The sequence below is a fragment of the Labrys sp. 22185 genome, assembly GCF_052045555.1.
In the GTDB taxonomy this organism is placed as follows: domain Bacteria; phylum Pseudomonadota; class Alphaproteobacteria; order Rhizobiales; family Labraceae; genus Labrys; species Labrys neptuniae.
The window spans coordinates 610,794-625,346 of sequence record NZ_JBQEPH010000002.1 but is presented as its reverse complement, the minus strand read 5'-3'; the positions used below and the strand labels follow the sequence as shown (position 1 = coordinate 625,346).

19 protein-coding genes are annotated in these 14,553 nt (G+C 64.0%); 16 read left to right on the top strand and 3 right to left on the bottom strand.

Annotation, left to right across the window (positions count from 1 at the left end):
* From ACTJKX_RS07525 to ACTJKX_RS07510, 4 genes are all read left to right on the top strand, one after another.
* The coding region (locus tag ACTJKX_RS07525; RefSeq protein WP_440724865.1) for a caspase family protein at window positions 1–1,089 on the top strand (1,089 nt) is incomplete at its 5' end.
* A complete protein-coding gene (locus ACTJKX_RS07520; RefSeq protein WP_440724864.1) occupies window positions 1,086–1,874 on the top strand; it encodes a M15 family metallopeptidase in 789 nt (262 codons plus the stop codon). The genes ACTJKX_RS07525 and ACTJKX_RS07520, both read left to right, overlap by 4 nt.
* A 7-nt stretch (window positions 1,875–1,881) precedes the next feature.
* Entirely contained in the window at window positions 1,882–2,391 is a 510-nt protein-coding gene (locus tag ACTJKX_RS07515) for a SixA phosphatase family protein (RefSeq protein WP_440724863.1), read from the top strand.
* Window positions 2,392–2,445: 54 nt separating this feature from the next.
* Window positions 2,446–2,904, top strand: a complete 459-nt coding sequence (locus ACTJKX_RS07510; RefSeq protein WP_311938022.1) for a YccF domain-containing protein — start codon at window positions 2,446–2,448, stop codon at window positions 2,902–2,904.
* A 32-nt stretch (window positions 2,905–2,936) separates the two neighbouring features.
* On the opposite strand, the gene ACTJKX_RS07505 is transcribed toward ACTJKX_RS07510, so the two are convergent.
* Window positions 2,937–4,058, bottom strand: a complete 1,122-nt coding sequence (locus ACTJKX_RS07505) for an aminotransferase (protein ID WP_440724862.1) — start codon at window positions 4,056–4,058, stop codon at window positions 2,937–2,939.
* 83 nt (window positions 4,059–4,141) lie between these two features.
* Between ACTJKX_RS07505 and ACTJKX_RS07500 the strand changes: the two genes are divergently transcribed.
* The 9 genes from ACTJKX_RS07500 (at window position 4,142) to ACTJKX_RS07460 (ending at window position 10,794) form a co-directional block, all read left to right on the top strand.
* Complete coding sequence (locus ACTJKX_RS07500; protein ID WP_311938026.1) at window positions 4,142–4,684, top strand: XRE family transcriptional regulator; 543 nt, start codon at window positions 4,142–4,144, stop codon at window positions 4,682–4,684.
* Between the two features lie 111 nt (window positions 4,685–4,795).
* Window positions 4,796–6,271 carry a YcjX family protein gene (locus ACTJKX_RS07495; protein ID WP_415085238.1) on the top strand — a complete coding sequence of 492 codons (1,476 nt, stop codon included), beginning with the start codon at window positions 4,796–4,798 and terminating at the stop codon, window positions 6,269–6,271.
* Window positions 6,272–6,275: 4 nt separating this feature from the next.
* Window positions 6,276–7,301: a YcjF family protein gene (locus tag ACTJKX_RS07490; protein WP_394309303.1), complete on the top strand. Its 1,026-nt coding sequence runs from the start codon at window positions 6,276–6,278 to the stop codon at window positions 7,299–7,301.
* Between the two features lie 115 nt (window positions 7,302–7,416).
* A complete protein-coding gene (gene dksA, locus ACTJKX_RS07485) occupies window positions 7,417–7,836 on the top strand; it encodes an RNA polymerase-binding protein DksA (RefSeq protein ID WP_105862881.1) in 420 nt (139 codons plus the stop codon).
* A gap of 278 nt (window positions 7,837–8,114) precedes the next feature.
* Window positions 8,115–8,573 carry a hypothetical protein gene (locus ACTJKX_RS07480; protein WP_394309301.1) on the top strand — a complete coding sequence of 153 codons (459 nt, stop codon included), beginning with the start codon at window positions 8,115–8,117 and terminating at the stop codon, window positions 8,571–8,573.
* 71 nt (window positions 8,574–8,644) lie between these two features.
* Window positions 8,645–9,145 carry a copper chaperone PCu(A)C gene (locus tag ACTJKX_RS07475; RefSeq protein ID WP_440724861.1) on the top strand — a complete coding sequence of 167 codons (501 nt, stop codon included), beginning with the start codon at window positions 8,645–8,647 and terminating at the stop codon, window positions 9,143–9,145.
* A 14-nt stretch (window positions 9,146–9,159) separates the two neighbouring features.
* Window positions 9,160–9,756, top strand: coding sequence for an SCO family protein (locus tag ACTJKX_RS07470; RefSeq protein WP_311938038.1), 597 nt, complete (start codon window positions 9,160–9,162; stop codon window positions 9,754–9,756).
* Complete coding sequence (locus ACTJKX_RS07465) at window positions 9,753–10,199, top strand: c-type cytochrome (RefSeq protein WP_440724860.1); 447 nt, start codon at window positions 9,753–9,755, stop codon at window positions 10,197–10,199. The genes ACTJKX_RS07470 and ACTJKX_RS07465 overlap by 4 nt, the downstream gene beginning before the upstream one ends.
* 166 nt (window positions 10,200–10,365) lie before the next feature.
* Entirely contained in the window at window positions 10,366–10,794 is a 429-nt protein-coding gene (locus ACTJKX_RS07460; RefSeq protein WP_311938041.1) for a CBS domain-containing protein, read from the top strand.
* Window positions 10,795–10,900: 106 nt separating this feature from the next.
* Here the strand turns inward: ACTJKX_RS07460 and ACTJKX_RS07455 are convergent, their stop codons facing one another.
* Window positions 10,901–11,827, bottom strand: coding sequence for a LysR substrate-binding domain-containing protein (locus ACTJKX_RS07455; protein ID WP_394309295.1), 927 nt, complete (start codon window positions 11,825–11,827; stop codon window positions 10,901–10,903).
* 117 nt (window positions 11,828–11,944) lie between these two features.
* Here ACTJKX_RS07455 and ACTJKX_RS07450 point away from each other — a divergent pair, with 117 nt between their 5' ends.
* Genes ACTJKX_RS07450 through ACTJKX_RS07440 form a run of 3 tightly spaced genes read left to right on the top strand, consistent with a single transcriptional unit; the run spans window position 11,945 to window position 13,324 of the window.
* Window positions 11,945–12,340 (top strand): tautomerase family protein, encoded by a 396-nt coding sequence (locus tag ACTJKX_RS07450; protein ID WP_394309293.1) that lies wholly within the window; start codon window positions 11,945–11,947, stop codon window positions 12,338–12,340.
* Entirely contained in the window at window positions 12,337–12,735 is a 399-nt protein-coding gene (locus ACTJKX_RS07445; protein WP_394309291.1) for a cupin domain-containing protein, read from the top strand. Before ACTJKX_RS07450 ends, ACTJKX_RS07445 begins: the two co-directional genes overlap by 4 nt.
* Window positions 12,736–12,745: 10 nt before the next feature.
* Entirely contained in the window at window positions 12,746–13,324 is a 579-nt protein-coding gene (locus ACTJKX_RS07440; RefSeq protein WP_440724859.1) for a DUF4865 family protein, read from the top strand.
* Between the two features lie 58 nt (window positions 13,325–13,382).
* Here the strand turns inward: ACTJKX_RS07440 and ACTJKX_RS07435 are convergent, their stop codons facing one another.
* The gene (locus ACTJKX_RS07435; RefSeq protein ID WP_394309287.1) at window positions 13,383–14,393 is read right to left on the bottom strand and encodes a patatin-like phospholipase family protein; all 1,011 of its coding nucleotides are present in this window, start codon (window positions 14,391–14,393) and stop codon (window positions 13,383–13,385) included.
* Window positions 14,394–14,553 lie beyond the last annotated feature (160 nt).

Genomic DNA, 14,553 nt, shown 5'->3' with positions numbered 1-14,553 from the left:
CTGGTGATCGGCAACAGCGCCTATCGCTCGGTGACGCCTTTGGTGAACCCGGCCAATGACGCCAACGACATGGCGGCGGCGCTGGGGCGGATCGGCTATGCGGTGACCCTGGTCAAGGACGGCGACCTGGCGGCGATGAATGACGGGCTGAGGGCGTTCCTGCGCGATGCCGACCATGCCGACAGCGTGGTGGTGTTCTATTCGGGCCATGGCGTGCAGGTGAAGGGGCGCAACTACCTGGTGCCTGTCTCGGCCAAGATCTCGGACGAGCTCGATCTGGACACCCAGACCCTGTCGTTGGACAAGCTGCTGGAACTGGTCGACAGCGCGGCGCCGAAGGTGAAGATCGTGATCCTTGATTCGTGCCGGGACAATCCCCTGACGCGCCAGCTGACGCGGGGGGCGGGGACGCGCGGGCTGGCCCGCATCGATCTCGACGCCTCCTCGGCCAAGGGCACGCTGATCGCCTTCTCCACGGCGCCGGGTTCGGTGGCGCAGGATGGCAGCGGGCGCAACTCGCCCTTCACCACGGCGCTGCTCGCCCATATGGAGACGCCCGGCCTCGACATCCGCCAGATGTTCGGCCAGGTCAGGGCCGATGTCGACCAGTCGACCCAGGGCGGCCAGACCCCCTGGGTGAACGAGGCCATCATCGGTTCCTTCGCCATGGCCGGAAAGGTCGAGACACCGCAACCGGTCAAGGCGATAACGGTGGAACCTCAGGTCACGCCTCAACCGACCCCCCAGCCCGTCGTGGAGCCCCAGCCGCAGCCTGAATTCCAACAGCAGGCGGCGATCGAGCCGGTGGAACCCACACCCGCACCCCGCAACAACCAGGTCGAATTCATCTTGCCGGATTCGGGGAGCAGGCGATTGAACTGGAACGATATTTCGGGCCTGTCGGGGCAGCAGTTGCGGCTGGCCCGCAACGAGATCTATGCGCGCCGCGGCCGCTATATGAAGGACACGCAATTGCGCGCCTATTTCTCCCAATTCTCCTGGTATCGTCCCTGGACCTGGAATGTCGAACTCAGCGCCGTCGAAAAAGCCAATGTCGCCCTGATCCAGCGCGCCGAGGCCGGTCAATGAGGAATGTCGTTCGGACCGGAACGCTGGCCCTCGCTCTGTCGATGGCTTTTGCATCGGCGGCGATGGCCGATCCCACCCTGGATGCTCTGGTGGCGGCCTATCCTGATTTCATCGCGGGCTACGACGCCAAGGATCTCATTCTGAAGAATGGCCAGCATATCGCGCTTTCCGACGGCGCTGCCAACAAGACGCCGCAGCAGCGTATCGAGAAGGCCGATATCCGCGACATGTTCGTGATGCCCTATACGCTCGGGGCCCATTACAAGCAGCCGGCCACGCCGGCGGACGATCCTGGCCGCGCTCGCAACCAGGCGCTGTTCGATGCCATGTATGGCGATTGCACGAAGGGGCAGGTCAAGCTCAAGACCATTCAGTGGCTCCCTGGTTTGGGAGGCGGCACGCTGCGCGTGGCCACCGCCAATGGCGTTGCCGATCGGCTGGAGGCCGTCTCGCGCGATCTCGAAGCCCTCCCGGCTAAATTCCACGTCTATCTCAAGCCTTCGGCCGGAACCTTCAACTGCCGCGTGATCGCCGGTACGTCGCGCATGAGCATGCACGCCTATGCCGCGGCGATCGACATCAATGTGAAATTCACCGATTATTGGCGCTGGGGCGGGGCCAAGAAGGAGACGGACAAGGTTTCCTACAAAAACCGTATCCCGATGGAGATTGTCGAGGTTTTCGAAAAGCACGGTTTCATCTGGGGTGGAAAATGGTACCATTACGACACCATGCATTTCGAATATCGACCTGAAATCATAGCTTTGTCGAAGAACTCTAAGTGACCGATTGATGAAGCGCCTGATATTGCTGCGGCATGCGAAATCGGACTATCCCGATGGCGTTTCCGATCACGAGCGTCCCCTTGCGCCGCGGGGGCAGCGGGACGCCCCGCGCATGGGAAGGGAGATCGCCCGCCGCGGTCTGCAGCCCGGCCATGTGATCGCCTCGACCGCACGCCGCACGCGCGAGACGCTGGCCCTGATCGAGGGCAGCCTGGGGCCGCACACGCTGCATTTCGAGCGGGCGATCTACGAGGCACCGCCGGAAACGATACTGCGCGTCATCCGGGCGGTGGCACCCGAGGTGCAGACCCTGCTGATCGTCGGCCACAATCCCGGCCTGGAACAGGTCGCGGCCTTCCTGACACGAGGGGCGGGGACGGCAGCCGATCCGCTCAGCGGCAAATTTCCGACCGCTGCCCTTGCCGTTCTCGACTTCGAACTCGATGATTGGGCCGGCATCGCCGGCCATCAGGCGACGCTGGCCTTGTTCCTCTCGCCGAAGATGCTGGACCGCTAGCACCCGTTTTGGGCTGATTGCCGTGCTCATGCAGATGATTGGAAGGAGCCGCTGATGCGATTGATCGGAAACCTGATCTGGTTCGTCTTCGGCGGCATCTTCCTGGGGATCGCCTGGTTTCTGCTCGGCCTGCTGGCCTTCATCACCATCGTCGGCATCCCCTGGGGGCGGGCCTGCCTGACGATCTCGAATTTCTGCTTCTTTCCGTTCGGGCGCGAGGCGATCAGCCGGCGCGAACTCTATCAGAGAGACGATATCGGTACCGGCGGCCTCGGCCTGATCGGGAATGTGATTTGGTTCGTCTTCGCCGGCCTGTGGCTGGCGATCGGCCATGTCTGCTCGGCGCTGTTCTGCTTCGTCACCATCATCGGCATTCCCTTCGGCATCCAGCACCTCAAGCTCGCCGGCATCGCGATTGCGCCGATCGGCCAGACCATCGTCTCCAAGGAGGTGGCCGAGGCCGCCCGGCGCGGCAGCGCGCAAGGACGGGTCGAGATGCTGAGGCGGCGATAGAAAATGCTGATTATGCCCGCGATAACAGGGCGTTAGTCGAACTCTTTCAGGAATTGGCTTACGCGGGCGAGACCCTCGCGCAGGACGGTGCTGCCATTGGCGTAGCCGATGCGCAGATATCCTTCCATATCCATGGCGCTGCCGGGCGTGAACAGCACGCCGGTGCGCTCCAGCAGGCGGATGCAGAACGCTTCCGAAGCGATGGGAAGGTCGTATTTCAAGAGGGCCGTGGTGCCGGAGCGGGGCTTGATATAGCTGATCCGTGGCTCGTCCTTGACCCAGGCATCGAGGATGGCGAGGTTGCCGCGCACGATCGAACGGCTGCGCGCCAGGACCTTGTCGCGGTTCTCCAGCGCCATGGTGGCGAAATGATCGTCGATCATGCCGACGCTGATGGTGTTGTAGTCGCGATGGATGGAGACGGCGTGGATCAGGTCCACGGGACCCGCGATCCAGCCAAGGCGCAGGCCTGCGAGCGAATAGGCCTTGGACATACTGGCGGTGCTGATGCCCTTCTCATAGAGATCCGCCATGGAAGCAGTGAAGCCGTCGCCTTCCTGGTCTATGCCGCGATAGACCTCGTCGCACAGCACATAGGCGCCGCAGGCGCGGGCGATGGCAGCGATCTCGCCGAGGAAGGCTTCGTCCATCAGCGCACCCGTCGGATTGTTGGGATTGTTGATGGCGATCAGCTTGGTGCCGGGCAAAGCGAGGCGGCGCAGTTCTTCGAGATCGGGTAGGAAGCCGTTCTCCTCGCGCAGTTTGAGGATCTGCACGTCGGCGCCGTAGCTGGCGGGAATGGAGTAATGCTGCTGGTAGGTCGGCAGCACCGAGATCACGCGGTCACCCGGCTCGACCAGGGTTTCGTGCACGAGGGCATTGGCACCGATCGCGCCATGGGCCACCACGATGTTCTCGATTTTCTGGCGGGCATAGGTCGCCGCGATGGCAGCCCGCAGGCGGTCGCTGCCCTCGATGGCACCATAGGTCATCTTCATCGCCAGCAGATCATCGAGCGCGCTCTGGGGCTTGCCGGCGATCTCGAGCAATTGCGCGATCGTCAGCGATTCGACGCAGGTCTCCGCCAGATTGTGCGAACAATGGTTCTCATACCCGTTCATCCAGATCTCGACGCCGAAATTGCGAATCTTCATGACCGATTGCCGCCTTGCCTGTTGCGCATTATATTGCCCATCCATATGTGCATTATATTGCGCAGTCAAGGGATGAGAGTGGAATGGCGGATGTACTCGTCCATGTCGGGGCCAATGTCAGGCGTCTGCGCGCCGAGGCAGGCATGAGCCAGGCGGCGCTGGCGGAGGCCAGCGGCCTCAGTCGGAGGCTGATTGTGGCAGTGGAGGCGGGAGACGCCAACATCTCCCTGGCCAATCTCGACCGGCTGGCCGGCGTGTTGGGGGTGGACTTCGGGGCGATCGTCCGCGATCCAGGCCAGGCCGGCAACCAGCGTGTCGATCAGCTTGGCTGGCGTGGGATGCATCCCGACAGCCGTGCCACCTTTCTGGGAGCGGCACCGGCGCGGCGAGCGGCCGAACTCTGGACCTGGAGCCTGGGGCCCGGCGATCGCTATGACGCGCTGCCGGATGCCGAGGGCTGGCGCGAAATGCTCTATGTCGTCGAGGGCGTGCTGATCGTCGAGACGGCCGGCGGCGGTGAGGTCGTCGCGGCCGGTGATTTCCTGATCTTCGACAGTTCGCAATCCTATAGCTACGTCAATGCCGGGCAGGGCATCGTGCGCTTCGTGCGCAACGTGGTGTCGTGACACAATGTACCCAAGGTGCGGGCGAGACGTCCGCCCCTTCACCGTCACGCATGCAGCGTTTTCGCCGACATGCTGGAATTTTGCCGCGCTTGCCCTTAAGTGATGCGGACCATGCCGCCACAAGCCTCCTCCTGGATGTCCGTGTTCGACGAAGCGCTGATCGCGGCCAAGAGTTTGGCGGGTTTTGCCGCGTCGAGCTTCAATCCGACGGTCCGCCTCGGCGTCACTGGCCTTTCGCGCGCCGGCAAGACTGTATTCATCACCGCCCTGGTGCAGGCCCTGGTCGAGGGAGGGCGCCTGCCGGTCTTCCGTGCCCAGGCCGAGGGCCGCATTGCCGGCTCCTCGCTGTCGCCGCAGCCTGACGACACCGTGCCGCGCTTCGACTACGAGGTTCATCTGGCCGATCTGGCCGGCCCGGCCCGGCGCTGGCCCGATTCGACGCGCCAGATCTCGGAACTGCGCCTGGTCATCGATTTCCAGTCGAACCGGCGCTTTGCCGCCGGCATGTCGCGCCTGACCCTCGATATCGTCGACTATCCCGGCGAATGGCTGCTCGACCTGCCGCTGCTCAACATGAGCTATGCCGAGTGGTCGGCGCAGACGATCGCCGCCAGCCGCGAGGGATCGCGCCTGGCCATTGCCGGCCCCTGGCACGAAATGCTGGCCAGGCTCGATCCGGCGGCTCCCGAAAACGAGGCCCTGGCGCGCGAGGCTGCCGCGCTGTTCACCGCCTATCTCAAGGCCGGACGCGACGAGCGTTTCGCCCTCTCGACCCTGCCGCCGGGACGCTTCCTGCTGCCGGGCGATCTGGAAGGGTCGCCGGCCCTGACCTTCGCGCCGCTCGATCTCTCCAAGGCAGGAGATATCAGGTCCGGCTCCTTGCATGCCATGATGGAGCGGCGCTTCGAGGCTTATAAGCACAAGATCGTGCGTCCCTTCTTCACGCATCACTTTGCCCGGCTCGACCGCCAGATCGTGCTGGTCGACGCACTGTCCGCCCTCAATGCCGGCCCCCAGGCTGTGCATGATCTAGAAACCGCGCTGACTTCGGTGCTGTCGGCCTTTCGCGTGGGCGCGAACAGCTGGTGGTCGGCGATCTTCCGGCCGCGTATCCAGAAGATCCTGTTCGCCGCGACCAAGGCCGATCATCTGCATCACGCCAGCCATGACCGTCTCGAGGCGATCCTGCGCAAGATGGCGGATGGGGCCATCGGGCGCGCGGCCTTTTCGGGCGCCAGCGTGGATGTGGTGGCGCTCGCCTCCATCCGCGCCACCAGGGAGGCCAGCGTCAAGCAGGGGCGCGAGAACCTGCCTTGCATCATCGGTACGCCCATGGCCGGCGAGCGCTCGGGGGACGAGGTCTTCGATGGTGAGGCCGAGATCGCCGTGTTCCCGGGCGAACTGCCCGAAGATCCCAATGCCGTGTTCTCGGGTTCCGGCTTCAACGGCCTCGAAAACCTCCGGGAAGGCGGTGTCGACTACCGTTTCATCCGCTTCCGTCCGCCCAGACTGGAAGACGGGCAGATCTTTCCCCATATTCGCCTGGACCGGGCGCTCGAATTCCTGATCGGCGACAAACTGGCGTGAGCGAATGAATACGGAACCCCGCAAGCCGCGTGCCTTCCGCCTCGACGATCCCAATGTGGTGATGGCCGATACGCCGGTGGCGGCGGCGATGCGGCGCGGCCATGTGGTGGTGACGCCTGAACCGGAGGCCTTCGAGCAAGAGGCTGCCGAAGTCGCGCCGCAGCGGCCGCGCCGTTCGCGCTGGGGCACCTTGTTCTGGTCGGCCGTGGGCGGACTGGTCTCTCTCGCCGTCGGCCTGTCGCTGACCAAGCTGATCGACGACCTCTTTTCCTATGCCGGCTGGCTCGGCTGGCTCGGCGCCGCCCTGACGGGGTTGGCGGTGCTGGCTTTCGCTGTCATTGCCATCCGGGAAGTCATCGGCCTGATGCGGCTGTCGCGCATCGAGCATCTGCACGACAGGGCATTGCTGGCCATTGCCAAGGATGACCGCGATGCAGCGCGCGGTCTGTCGCGCGATCTCGTCAAGCTCTATGCCGCCAACCCGCGCATGGCCAGGGCCCGCGCGGCGGTGGAGGCGGCCGTCGGCGATATCGTCGACGGCGCCGATCTGATCAGGGTCACCGAGCGCGAACTGATGGGACCGCTCGATGCCGAAGCCCAGCGGATCATCGCCGATGCGGCCAAGCGGGTGTCGCTGGTCACCGCCGTCAGCCCTCGTGCTTTGGTCGACATGTTTTTCGTGGGTGCTGAGACGTTGCGGGTGATCCGACGGCTCGCGACCCTTTATGGCGGCCGGCCGGGCGGCCTCGGCATGATGCGCCTGCTGCGCCATGCCCTCGGCAATCTCGCCATCACCGGTGGCATGGCCGCCGGTGATTCCCTGATCAGCCAGGCGCTTGGCCATGGCCTGGCTTCGCGTATATCGGCCAAATTGGGGGAAGGCGTCCTGAACGGCATCCTGACGGCCCGCCTTGGACTTGCGGCCATGATGGCGAGCAGGCCGATGCCCTTCGATGCCTTGCCCAGGCCGGGCGTGACGGACGTCGCCGGAGGCCTCATTCTAAAGAGCAAGGAGGACACGGCCGGCTAAGCCATGTGCACAACTTTATCGTTTTCAACGAATCGGTGACAACGAAGAGCATTGTCGTGACGCGTCACTGCGACTATAGACCTCTCGCCCAGTAGCGGAGTGTTGGGATTCTTACATGACTTCATTGAGTGTAGATACCAATTATCGGCCGACTGACGACGAGCCTTTCATGAACGAGCGTCAGCGGGACTATTTCCGGCGCAAGCTCAATGCCTGGAAGCTCGACATCCTGCGCGAAGCGCAGGATACCATCGCCAATCTGCAGGCCGAGAACGAGAACCACCCCGATCTAGCCGATCGTGCCTCTTCGGAAACGGATCGTGCCATCGAACTGCGAGCCCGGGATCGCCAGCGTAAGCTGATCTCGAAGATCGACGCGGCCCTTGCCCGCATCGATGACGGCTCCTACGGTTATTGCGAAGAAACGGGCGAACCGATCTCTCTCAAGCGTCTCGACGCCAGGCCGATCGCGACCTTGTCGCTGGAAGCCCAGGAGCGGCACGAGCGCCGTGAGCGCGTCTATCGCGACGACTAGAGCATTTGCGGCTTGGTGAAGCCCACCGGGATACGCAGAGGCTTGTCGGAGCGAGGAGGTGGAGCAGGGAAGCGTTTTTAAAGAATGCGCCAGGCTCTGGAGATTTTTGACGACTGCCGGCCTTCTCAGCCCCATCAGGAGATGGAGTTGAGAAGGCCGGCATTTTTGTTTTCGGCGGGTGCCGCGGATCGGCGCTCCCCAGAGCGTTTTGCGATTTGGCGGAATCATCGGGTCTCGCGGAGACGCAGCGAAACAGGGCGTCAGTGCAGGACGCGCTCATGTTCGAACGTATGGCCCTGGGCGTTTTCATGCGCCATGGCGCCGCCTTGACTTTCGGCAGCGGCTCGGCTGCATATGCGGCCATGATCCTATCCCGCCACCTCCCATTGCTGCGGCAATGTCTGGCTGCCTTGCTGGCCCTTGGGCTGCTGCTCAACGGCATGGGCGGTTCGCTCGCCAGCGAGGAGGGCCGGGGAGGCGCGGCAACCGTCGTCATCGCCGGGACGGTGGTCACCATCTGCCAGTTCGGCGATGCGGATGCCGGCGGCAAGGCCCATGGTGGCCATTCCTGTGACCAGTGTGCACTTCGCCTGGCGCCGGCTCTGCCGCAGGTCCAGGCGGTCGCCAGCGTCATCCGCTTTCCGCAGGTCGTCAGGTTCCGCCCCTCGCAGGGCTTTTTCGCGGCGACCAGGCAGGATCGCAGGCCCGTCTGGCCGCGCGGACCGCCGATAGGCTGAACGGTTCACCGCCTTCACCCTTCCTCCTCTGCAGCCTGTGCAAGGCTGCTCGATTCCGTTCAGGTTTTCCCATGAAACTCGTTCCGTTCTTCGGCACCCGGATTTTCGGTGTTCTGGCGCTCGCCTCCACGCTCGCCTCCGGGGCCCTGGCCCATGACTACAAGGCCGGCACGCTCCAGATCGCCCATCCCTGGACCCGTGCCACCCCGCAGGGAGCGCCGGTCGCCGGCGGCTACACCATCTTCGAGAACACCGGTGACCAACCCGACAAGCTGGTCGGCGGCAGCTTCTCGGCCGCAGCCGGCTTCTCGATCCATCAGATGTCGAACAAGGATGGCGTCATGAAGATGTCGCCCGTCGAAGGCGGGCTGGAAATTCCGGCCCATAGCAAGGTTGAACTCAGCCCGTCAGCCTTCCATCTGATGTTCACCGGGCTCAAGCAGCAGCTCAAGCCCAACCAGTCCATCGACGGCACGTTGGTGTTCGAGAAGGCCGGCACGGTGCCGGTGAAGTTCAAGGTCGAAGCCATTGGCGCCAAGCAGCCGGCCGAAGCCGACCACAGCAACCATTGAGGCGGGAGGTGTTCATGACCCTCAAATCCAGTCGTCTCCAACTGGTGGTTCTCGTGGCGCTGCTCGCCGTGCTGGCGGCCGCGGGCGTGCTGGCCCTGCAAAGCATGGGCGGCAAACCGACGGCCCAGTCCAGCTTCATCGGTGGTGATTTCAGCCTGACCAATCAGGACGGCAAGCCGGTGACACAGGCCACTTTCCTGGGCAAGCCCACCGCTTATTTCTTCGGCTACACCAATTGTCCCGATGCCTGCCCGACGACCTTGACCGACATGACGGACAGATTGAAGGCGCTGGGTCCGGATGGGGACAAGTTCAACGTCGTCTTCGTTTCCGTGGACCCGGCCCGCGATACGCCGCAACTGCTCAAGACCTATCTGGAGAGCTTCGATCCGCGCATCACCGCCGCCACCGGCACGCCCGAGCAGGTGGCCGACATCATCAAGAAGTTCCGCGTCTACGCCAAGAAGGTCGGGGAAGGGGACGGTTATACCTTCGATCATTCGACGGCCGTCTACATGATGAACGCCAAGGGCGAACTGGTGACGCTGATCGACTATCAAGCGCCCCGTGAGGAGGCGCTGGACAAGATGCGCCGCGCGCTCGCCTCGTGAGCAGGATTGTCTGGTTCGGCCTGGCCGCGGCACTCGGTGGTGTCGCGGTCGGGACTTTCATTGCCTTGTGCTCGGTCGGCGAGGTTGCTCCGCCCCCGTCGCCTGCCCAGGCGATTGCCGATATCCGCCCGCCGGAAGCGACCTTCGCCCCGGTGTTCGAACCCTGCGCCCACTGCCACCAGATCGGCCGCGGGGCCCGTTCGGTTACCGGACCGATCCTGCAGGGGCTCGCGGGCCGCAAGGCCGGCACGCTGCCGGGCTATCCCTTCTCGCCGGCCATGCAGGCGAGCGGGTTGACCTGGGACGCCGCCACCCTCGATGGCTTCATCGCGGCACCGCAGGCGGTGGTGCCGGGCACCCGGATGATCTATGCCGGAATGGACGATGCCGATCGGCGCAGGGCTCTGGTCGAGTTCATTCTGAAAGCCGGCTCGGGCTCCTGAGGGTCCAATCCGTAAATCGATTCACCAAATGGTTGCATTTGAACCAGCCCCTTGCGCGATGGGCGTGCAGACGCCATCATCATAGGCGGGGCTGGTCGTCCCTTGTCGGGATTCTCCCCCAAGATCAAGACGCTGCAGGCGTACGTTCAGTCTGAGGAGAGTACCCATGACCGTTGCACAGATCCTGAAGGGCAAGGGCCGCGACATCGTCACTCTGTCGCCGGACGCAACCATTGCCGACGCTTCCCGGACGCTCGCCGAAAAGCGCATCGGCGCGGTGTTGATCACCAACAAGAACGGCAGCATCGCCGGCATCCTGTCTGAGCGCGATATCGTGCGCGCGCTCGCCAAGGCCTCGGCCGAGGGGTTCGACCATCCCGTATCCAAGCATATGACGGCCAAGGTCGAGACCGTTCATGAGCAGGATACCATTCCCCACATCATGGAAAGGATGACGGCCGGCAAGTTCCGTCACATGCCGGTGGTCGAAAATGGCCTGCCGGTCGGCATCGTCTCGATCGGTGACGTGGTGAAGTTCCGCCTGGCCGAAATGGAGGCGGAAGCCAAGGCGATGCGTGAATATATTACGGCCTGATCTTAAAGTAGTTTATGAGCGGACGCCGTGGCGGATTGCGCGGCACGATGGAACGAAAAGTCCGGTCAAAGAGCGTTCGGTGTGGACGCGCTTTGCTCCGAAAGCGTCAGGCGATCTTTTTGGGCAGGAGAGGCTGGGTCAGGCTCTCCCGCATGATCTCGCTCAGCCGGTCCGTGGCCGCATTGTGCTGAGCCTGCGTGCGATGCAGCAGCAGCGGCAGTGTCGGCAATCGCGCCGGCAGGCCGCTTTCCTCGCCAAGCACGGCAAGATGGCTCGGCAGGCCGATCTCGGTGCGCAGGGTCACGCCCAGTCCGCTTGAGATCGCCGCCCAGAGACCGGCGAGACTGGTGCTGGTCACCGCGATGCGCCAGGCAATGCCGGCGCGGTCGAGCACCTCGGTTGCGACGCTGCGGAACAGGCAAGGGGCCTCGAACATCACCAGCGGCAAAGGTTCATCCCGCTTCGTCAGCCGGTCGCCGAAGCGCTGCCCGGACAGGCCATCACGAAGGCCGATCCAACGCATGGCGATATCGGCGAGATGCTCGCCGGCCATGGCGGCTGGAGCCTGCCTCGTCTGGTCTCCCCAGGCGATGGCGAGGTCGAGCTCGGCACTGGCGATGCGTTTCAGCAGATCGGCATTGCGGGCAAGGCGGGTTTCGATGCGCGTCCTCGGATGGGCCCGCGCGAAACGGCCGAGGATTTGCGGCAGCAGCGTCTCTCCCAGATCTTCCTGCACGCCGAAGCGCACATAGCCGGCAAGATCTGCTCCGCTCAGGGCCGAGACCGCCTCGTCATTGAGGGCGAGCAGGCGGCGCGCATAGGTCAGCAGCGTTTCACCCGCCTCGGTGAGCGCCAGGCCGCGGCCGGCCCGGCGGAACAAGGCGGTGCCCGCTTGTTCTTCCAGCTTCTTGAGCTGGGCGCTGACCGCGGAAGTGGACCGGCTGAGATGGTCCGCGGCGCGGGCATAGCTGCCCAGTTCGATGCCTGTAACGAAGCTGCGCAGGACATCGATGTCGAAATTGACCAGCCGCATGAAAATTGTCCCGATTTTCAGGATGTATCATCAAATATTTCCTGATTTTCAGGATTAATATGCAATGACATGATGGAGGGGTCAAGGCAGCAGGCCTTGGCGTTGAGGACATCCGTCATGCCTTTCGCCCGCATTTCACTCCGCAAGGGAAAATCCCCTGATTATCTCCGCACGCTGTCGGACAATCTGCACCGCGCCCTGGTCGAAGCCTTCGAGGTTCCGCAGGCCGACCGTTTCCAGATCATCGAACAGCTCGATCCGCAGGCACTGGTCTACGACCGCGGCTATTTCAGCGGTGAGCGTTCCGGCGATTTCGTGCTGATCGCCATCACGGCGGGGCGTCCGCGTAGCACGACGGTGAAGCAGCAATTCTACCGGCGTGTGGTGGAGTTGCTGGCACAGGCGCCGGGCCTTAGGCCCGACGATGTCATGATCGTCGTCACCACCACCGAGCGCGACGGCTGGTCCTTCAGCAACGGCCTCACCCAGATGGTGGAAGAGGTGCCGGCATGAGCGGGCCGGGGCTTCCAGACGAGATGACCGTGATCCGGGCCGGCGAGGCGATAGAGACTGCACCGGCGGGTATCGCGTCCGCGCCCTTCCGGGTGCAGCATCTGATCGCGGGTGTGCGGGATGGCGAGCCCACGGCCATGCGCGCCCTGCTGGATCCGGGCGTACGCACGCATTGGCACTGTCATCCCCGCGGACAGTTGCTGCTGGCGGTGAGCGGCAGTGGCCTTGCGCAGCGGCGCAATGGCCCGATCATCGAACTCGACCCCGGCGATGCGGTCTGGTTCGCGCCCGGCGAGTTGCATTGGCATGGCGCGGGCGAAGCCGATGCCTTCGTCTATGTCAGCGTCCAGGCCGTGCAGGATGGCCGCGCCGTGCAGTGGCACGAACCGGTGTGAGGAGTTTCAAATGGAAGCGATGCATTATGCCATCACCTTGCCGGCCGATTATGACATGGCGATCATCCGCGCCCGGGTGGCCAGCAAGGGCCCGCTGCTCGACAATTTTCCGGGGCTGGGACTCAAGGCCTATCTGATCCGGGAAAAAGGTGTTCACGGCGCGGCCGTCAACCAATATGCCCCCTTCTATCTGTGGGCCGCGCCTGAAGGCATGGGCCACTTCCTGTGGGAAGGCGGGGGCTTTGCCGGCCTCGTCTCCGCCTTCGGCCGTCCGTCGGTACGGCGCTGGGCCGGGGTCTCGTGTCTGTCCGGCCCGGAATCCCTGTCAGAGGCACGTTTTGCGACGCTTCGAGAGCAGGGGATGGAGGCCGAGATCGATCCGGCCGGCGACATTGCGCAAGCGCGCGAGCGCTTGGCGCTCGAAGCGGCCAGGGATGGGAGCTGCCTGGCGACCCTCGCGGTCGACCCCACGGATTGGACGCTGGTGGTCTTTCAACTGTGGGTGTACGAGCCGCCTGAAGAGGCAGGAACCGTCTATCAACTGCTGCATCTGTCCCGTCCCGGCGTCGACGGGTTGATCGCACCCTGATGACGACGACCGTCCTCCAGGCGCGTTGAGATCCAGAGGCTTGTGCGGGATGGAAGCGCTATGCCAGCGCTTCCATGGTCTCCTTGATGTCGTCTAGGGACTTCAAGGCGGCTTCGGCACCCATGTCGATCGCCTCGGCGGCGCGATGGAAGTCGAAGGGCGAGATGCGGCCGAGGCGCGGCCCGATCGAGACATCGGGCGGGTCGCCGGCCAGCCGCGAGCGGGAGATGCGGTCCTGGGTGATGTTGAAGGCCTCCATCATCACCGTGTGGATGCCGGGCGAGTTGCGGCGTTGGCGCGTTTCGCGCGATCTGGCGAAACCGAAGCGACGCCGGACCATCGAGGTGGCGGCACCGAAACCATTGCGCTTGGGCACGGGTGGGTCGTCCATTTCCATCGAGGTGGCCCCGAATGTATGGATGACGCCGCCGCGGCCTGTCAGTTCGCCATTGAGATTGACGGCGATTACCGCCCGGGCGCCGAGGGCGCGCGCGGCGGAGACAGGCACGGGATTGACCAGTGCACCATCCATCAGCCAGCGCCCGCCGATGCGGACGGGCTCGAAAATGCCGGGCAGGGCATAGGAGGCGCGCATGGCGGTGACCAGATTGCCGCGCGTCAGCCAGATTTCGTGGCCCGGCCCGATTTCGGTGGCGATCGCGACGAAGGGAATGCGCAGACTTTCGATCTGCACGCCGTCCAGGCCGTTCTGCAGGAGAAGGGCCAGCTTGGTGCCGGACATCAAGCCGCTGCCGCCGAAATTCAGATCGAGAAAATTGAGGACCCGGCGCTTGGTGAGACTTCGAGCCCAGTCCTCGATGTCGTCGAGCCTGCCGGCAATGTAGCAGCCGCCGACCACCGCTCCGATCGACGTGCCCGCGATCACGTCGACGTCGTAGCCTGCTTCCACCAGCACGCGGATCACGCCGATATGGGCGAATCCCCGTGCAGCACCGCCACCGAGGGCAAGCCCCAGAACAGGGCGCGGCGGCTTGACGATTTCACTCTGTGGGGGCGGAGACAATTCCGCCACGTTACCCTGACCTCGCCACGGCAAACTCTGAAACATGATGCATTCCTGACCGAAGAAATACGCCACTGGAACCAATAAGGATATGGGGACTCCAGCGAGACCGAACAGGATGGAGTCCTGAATGGCGCTACAATAGCACGTGATCGGGGGATTGGCCCTGTATCATAAGGTCTACGACTTGCTCCGAATCAGGCAT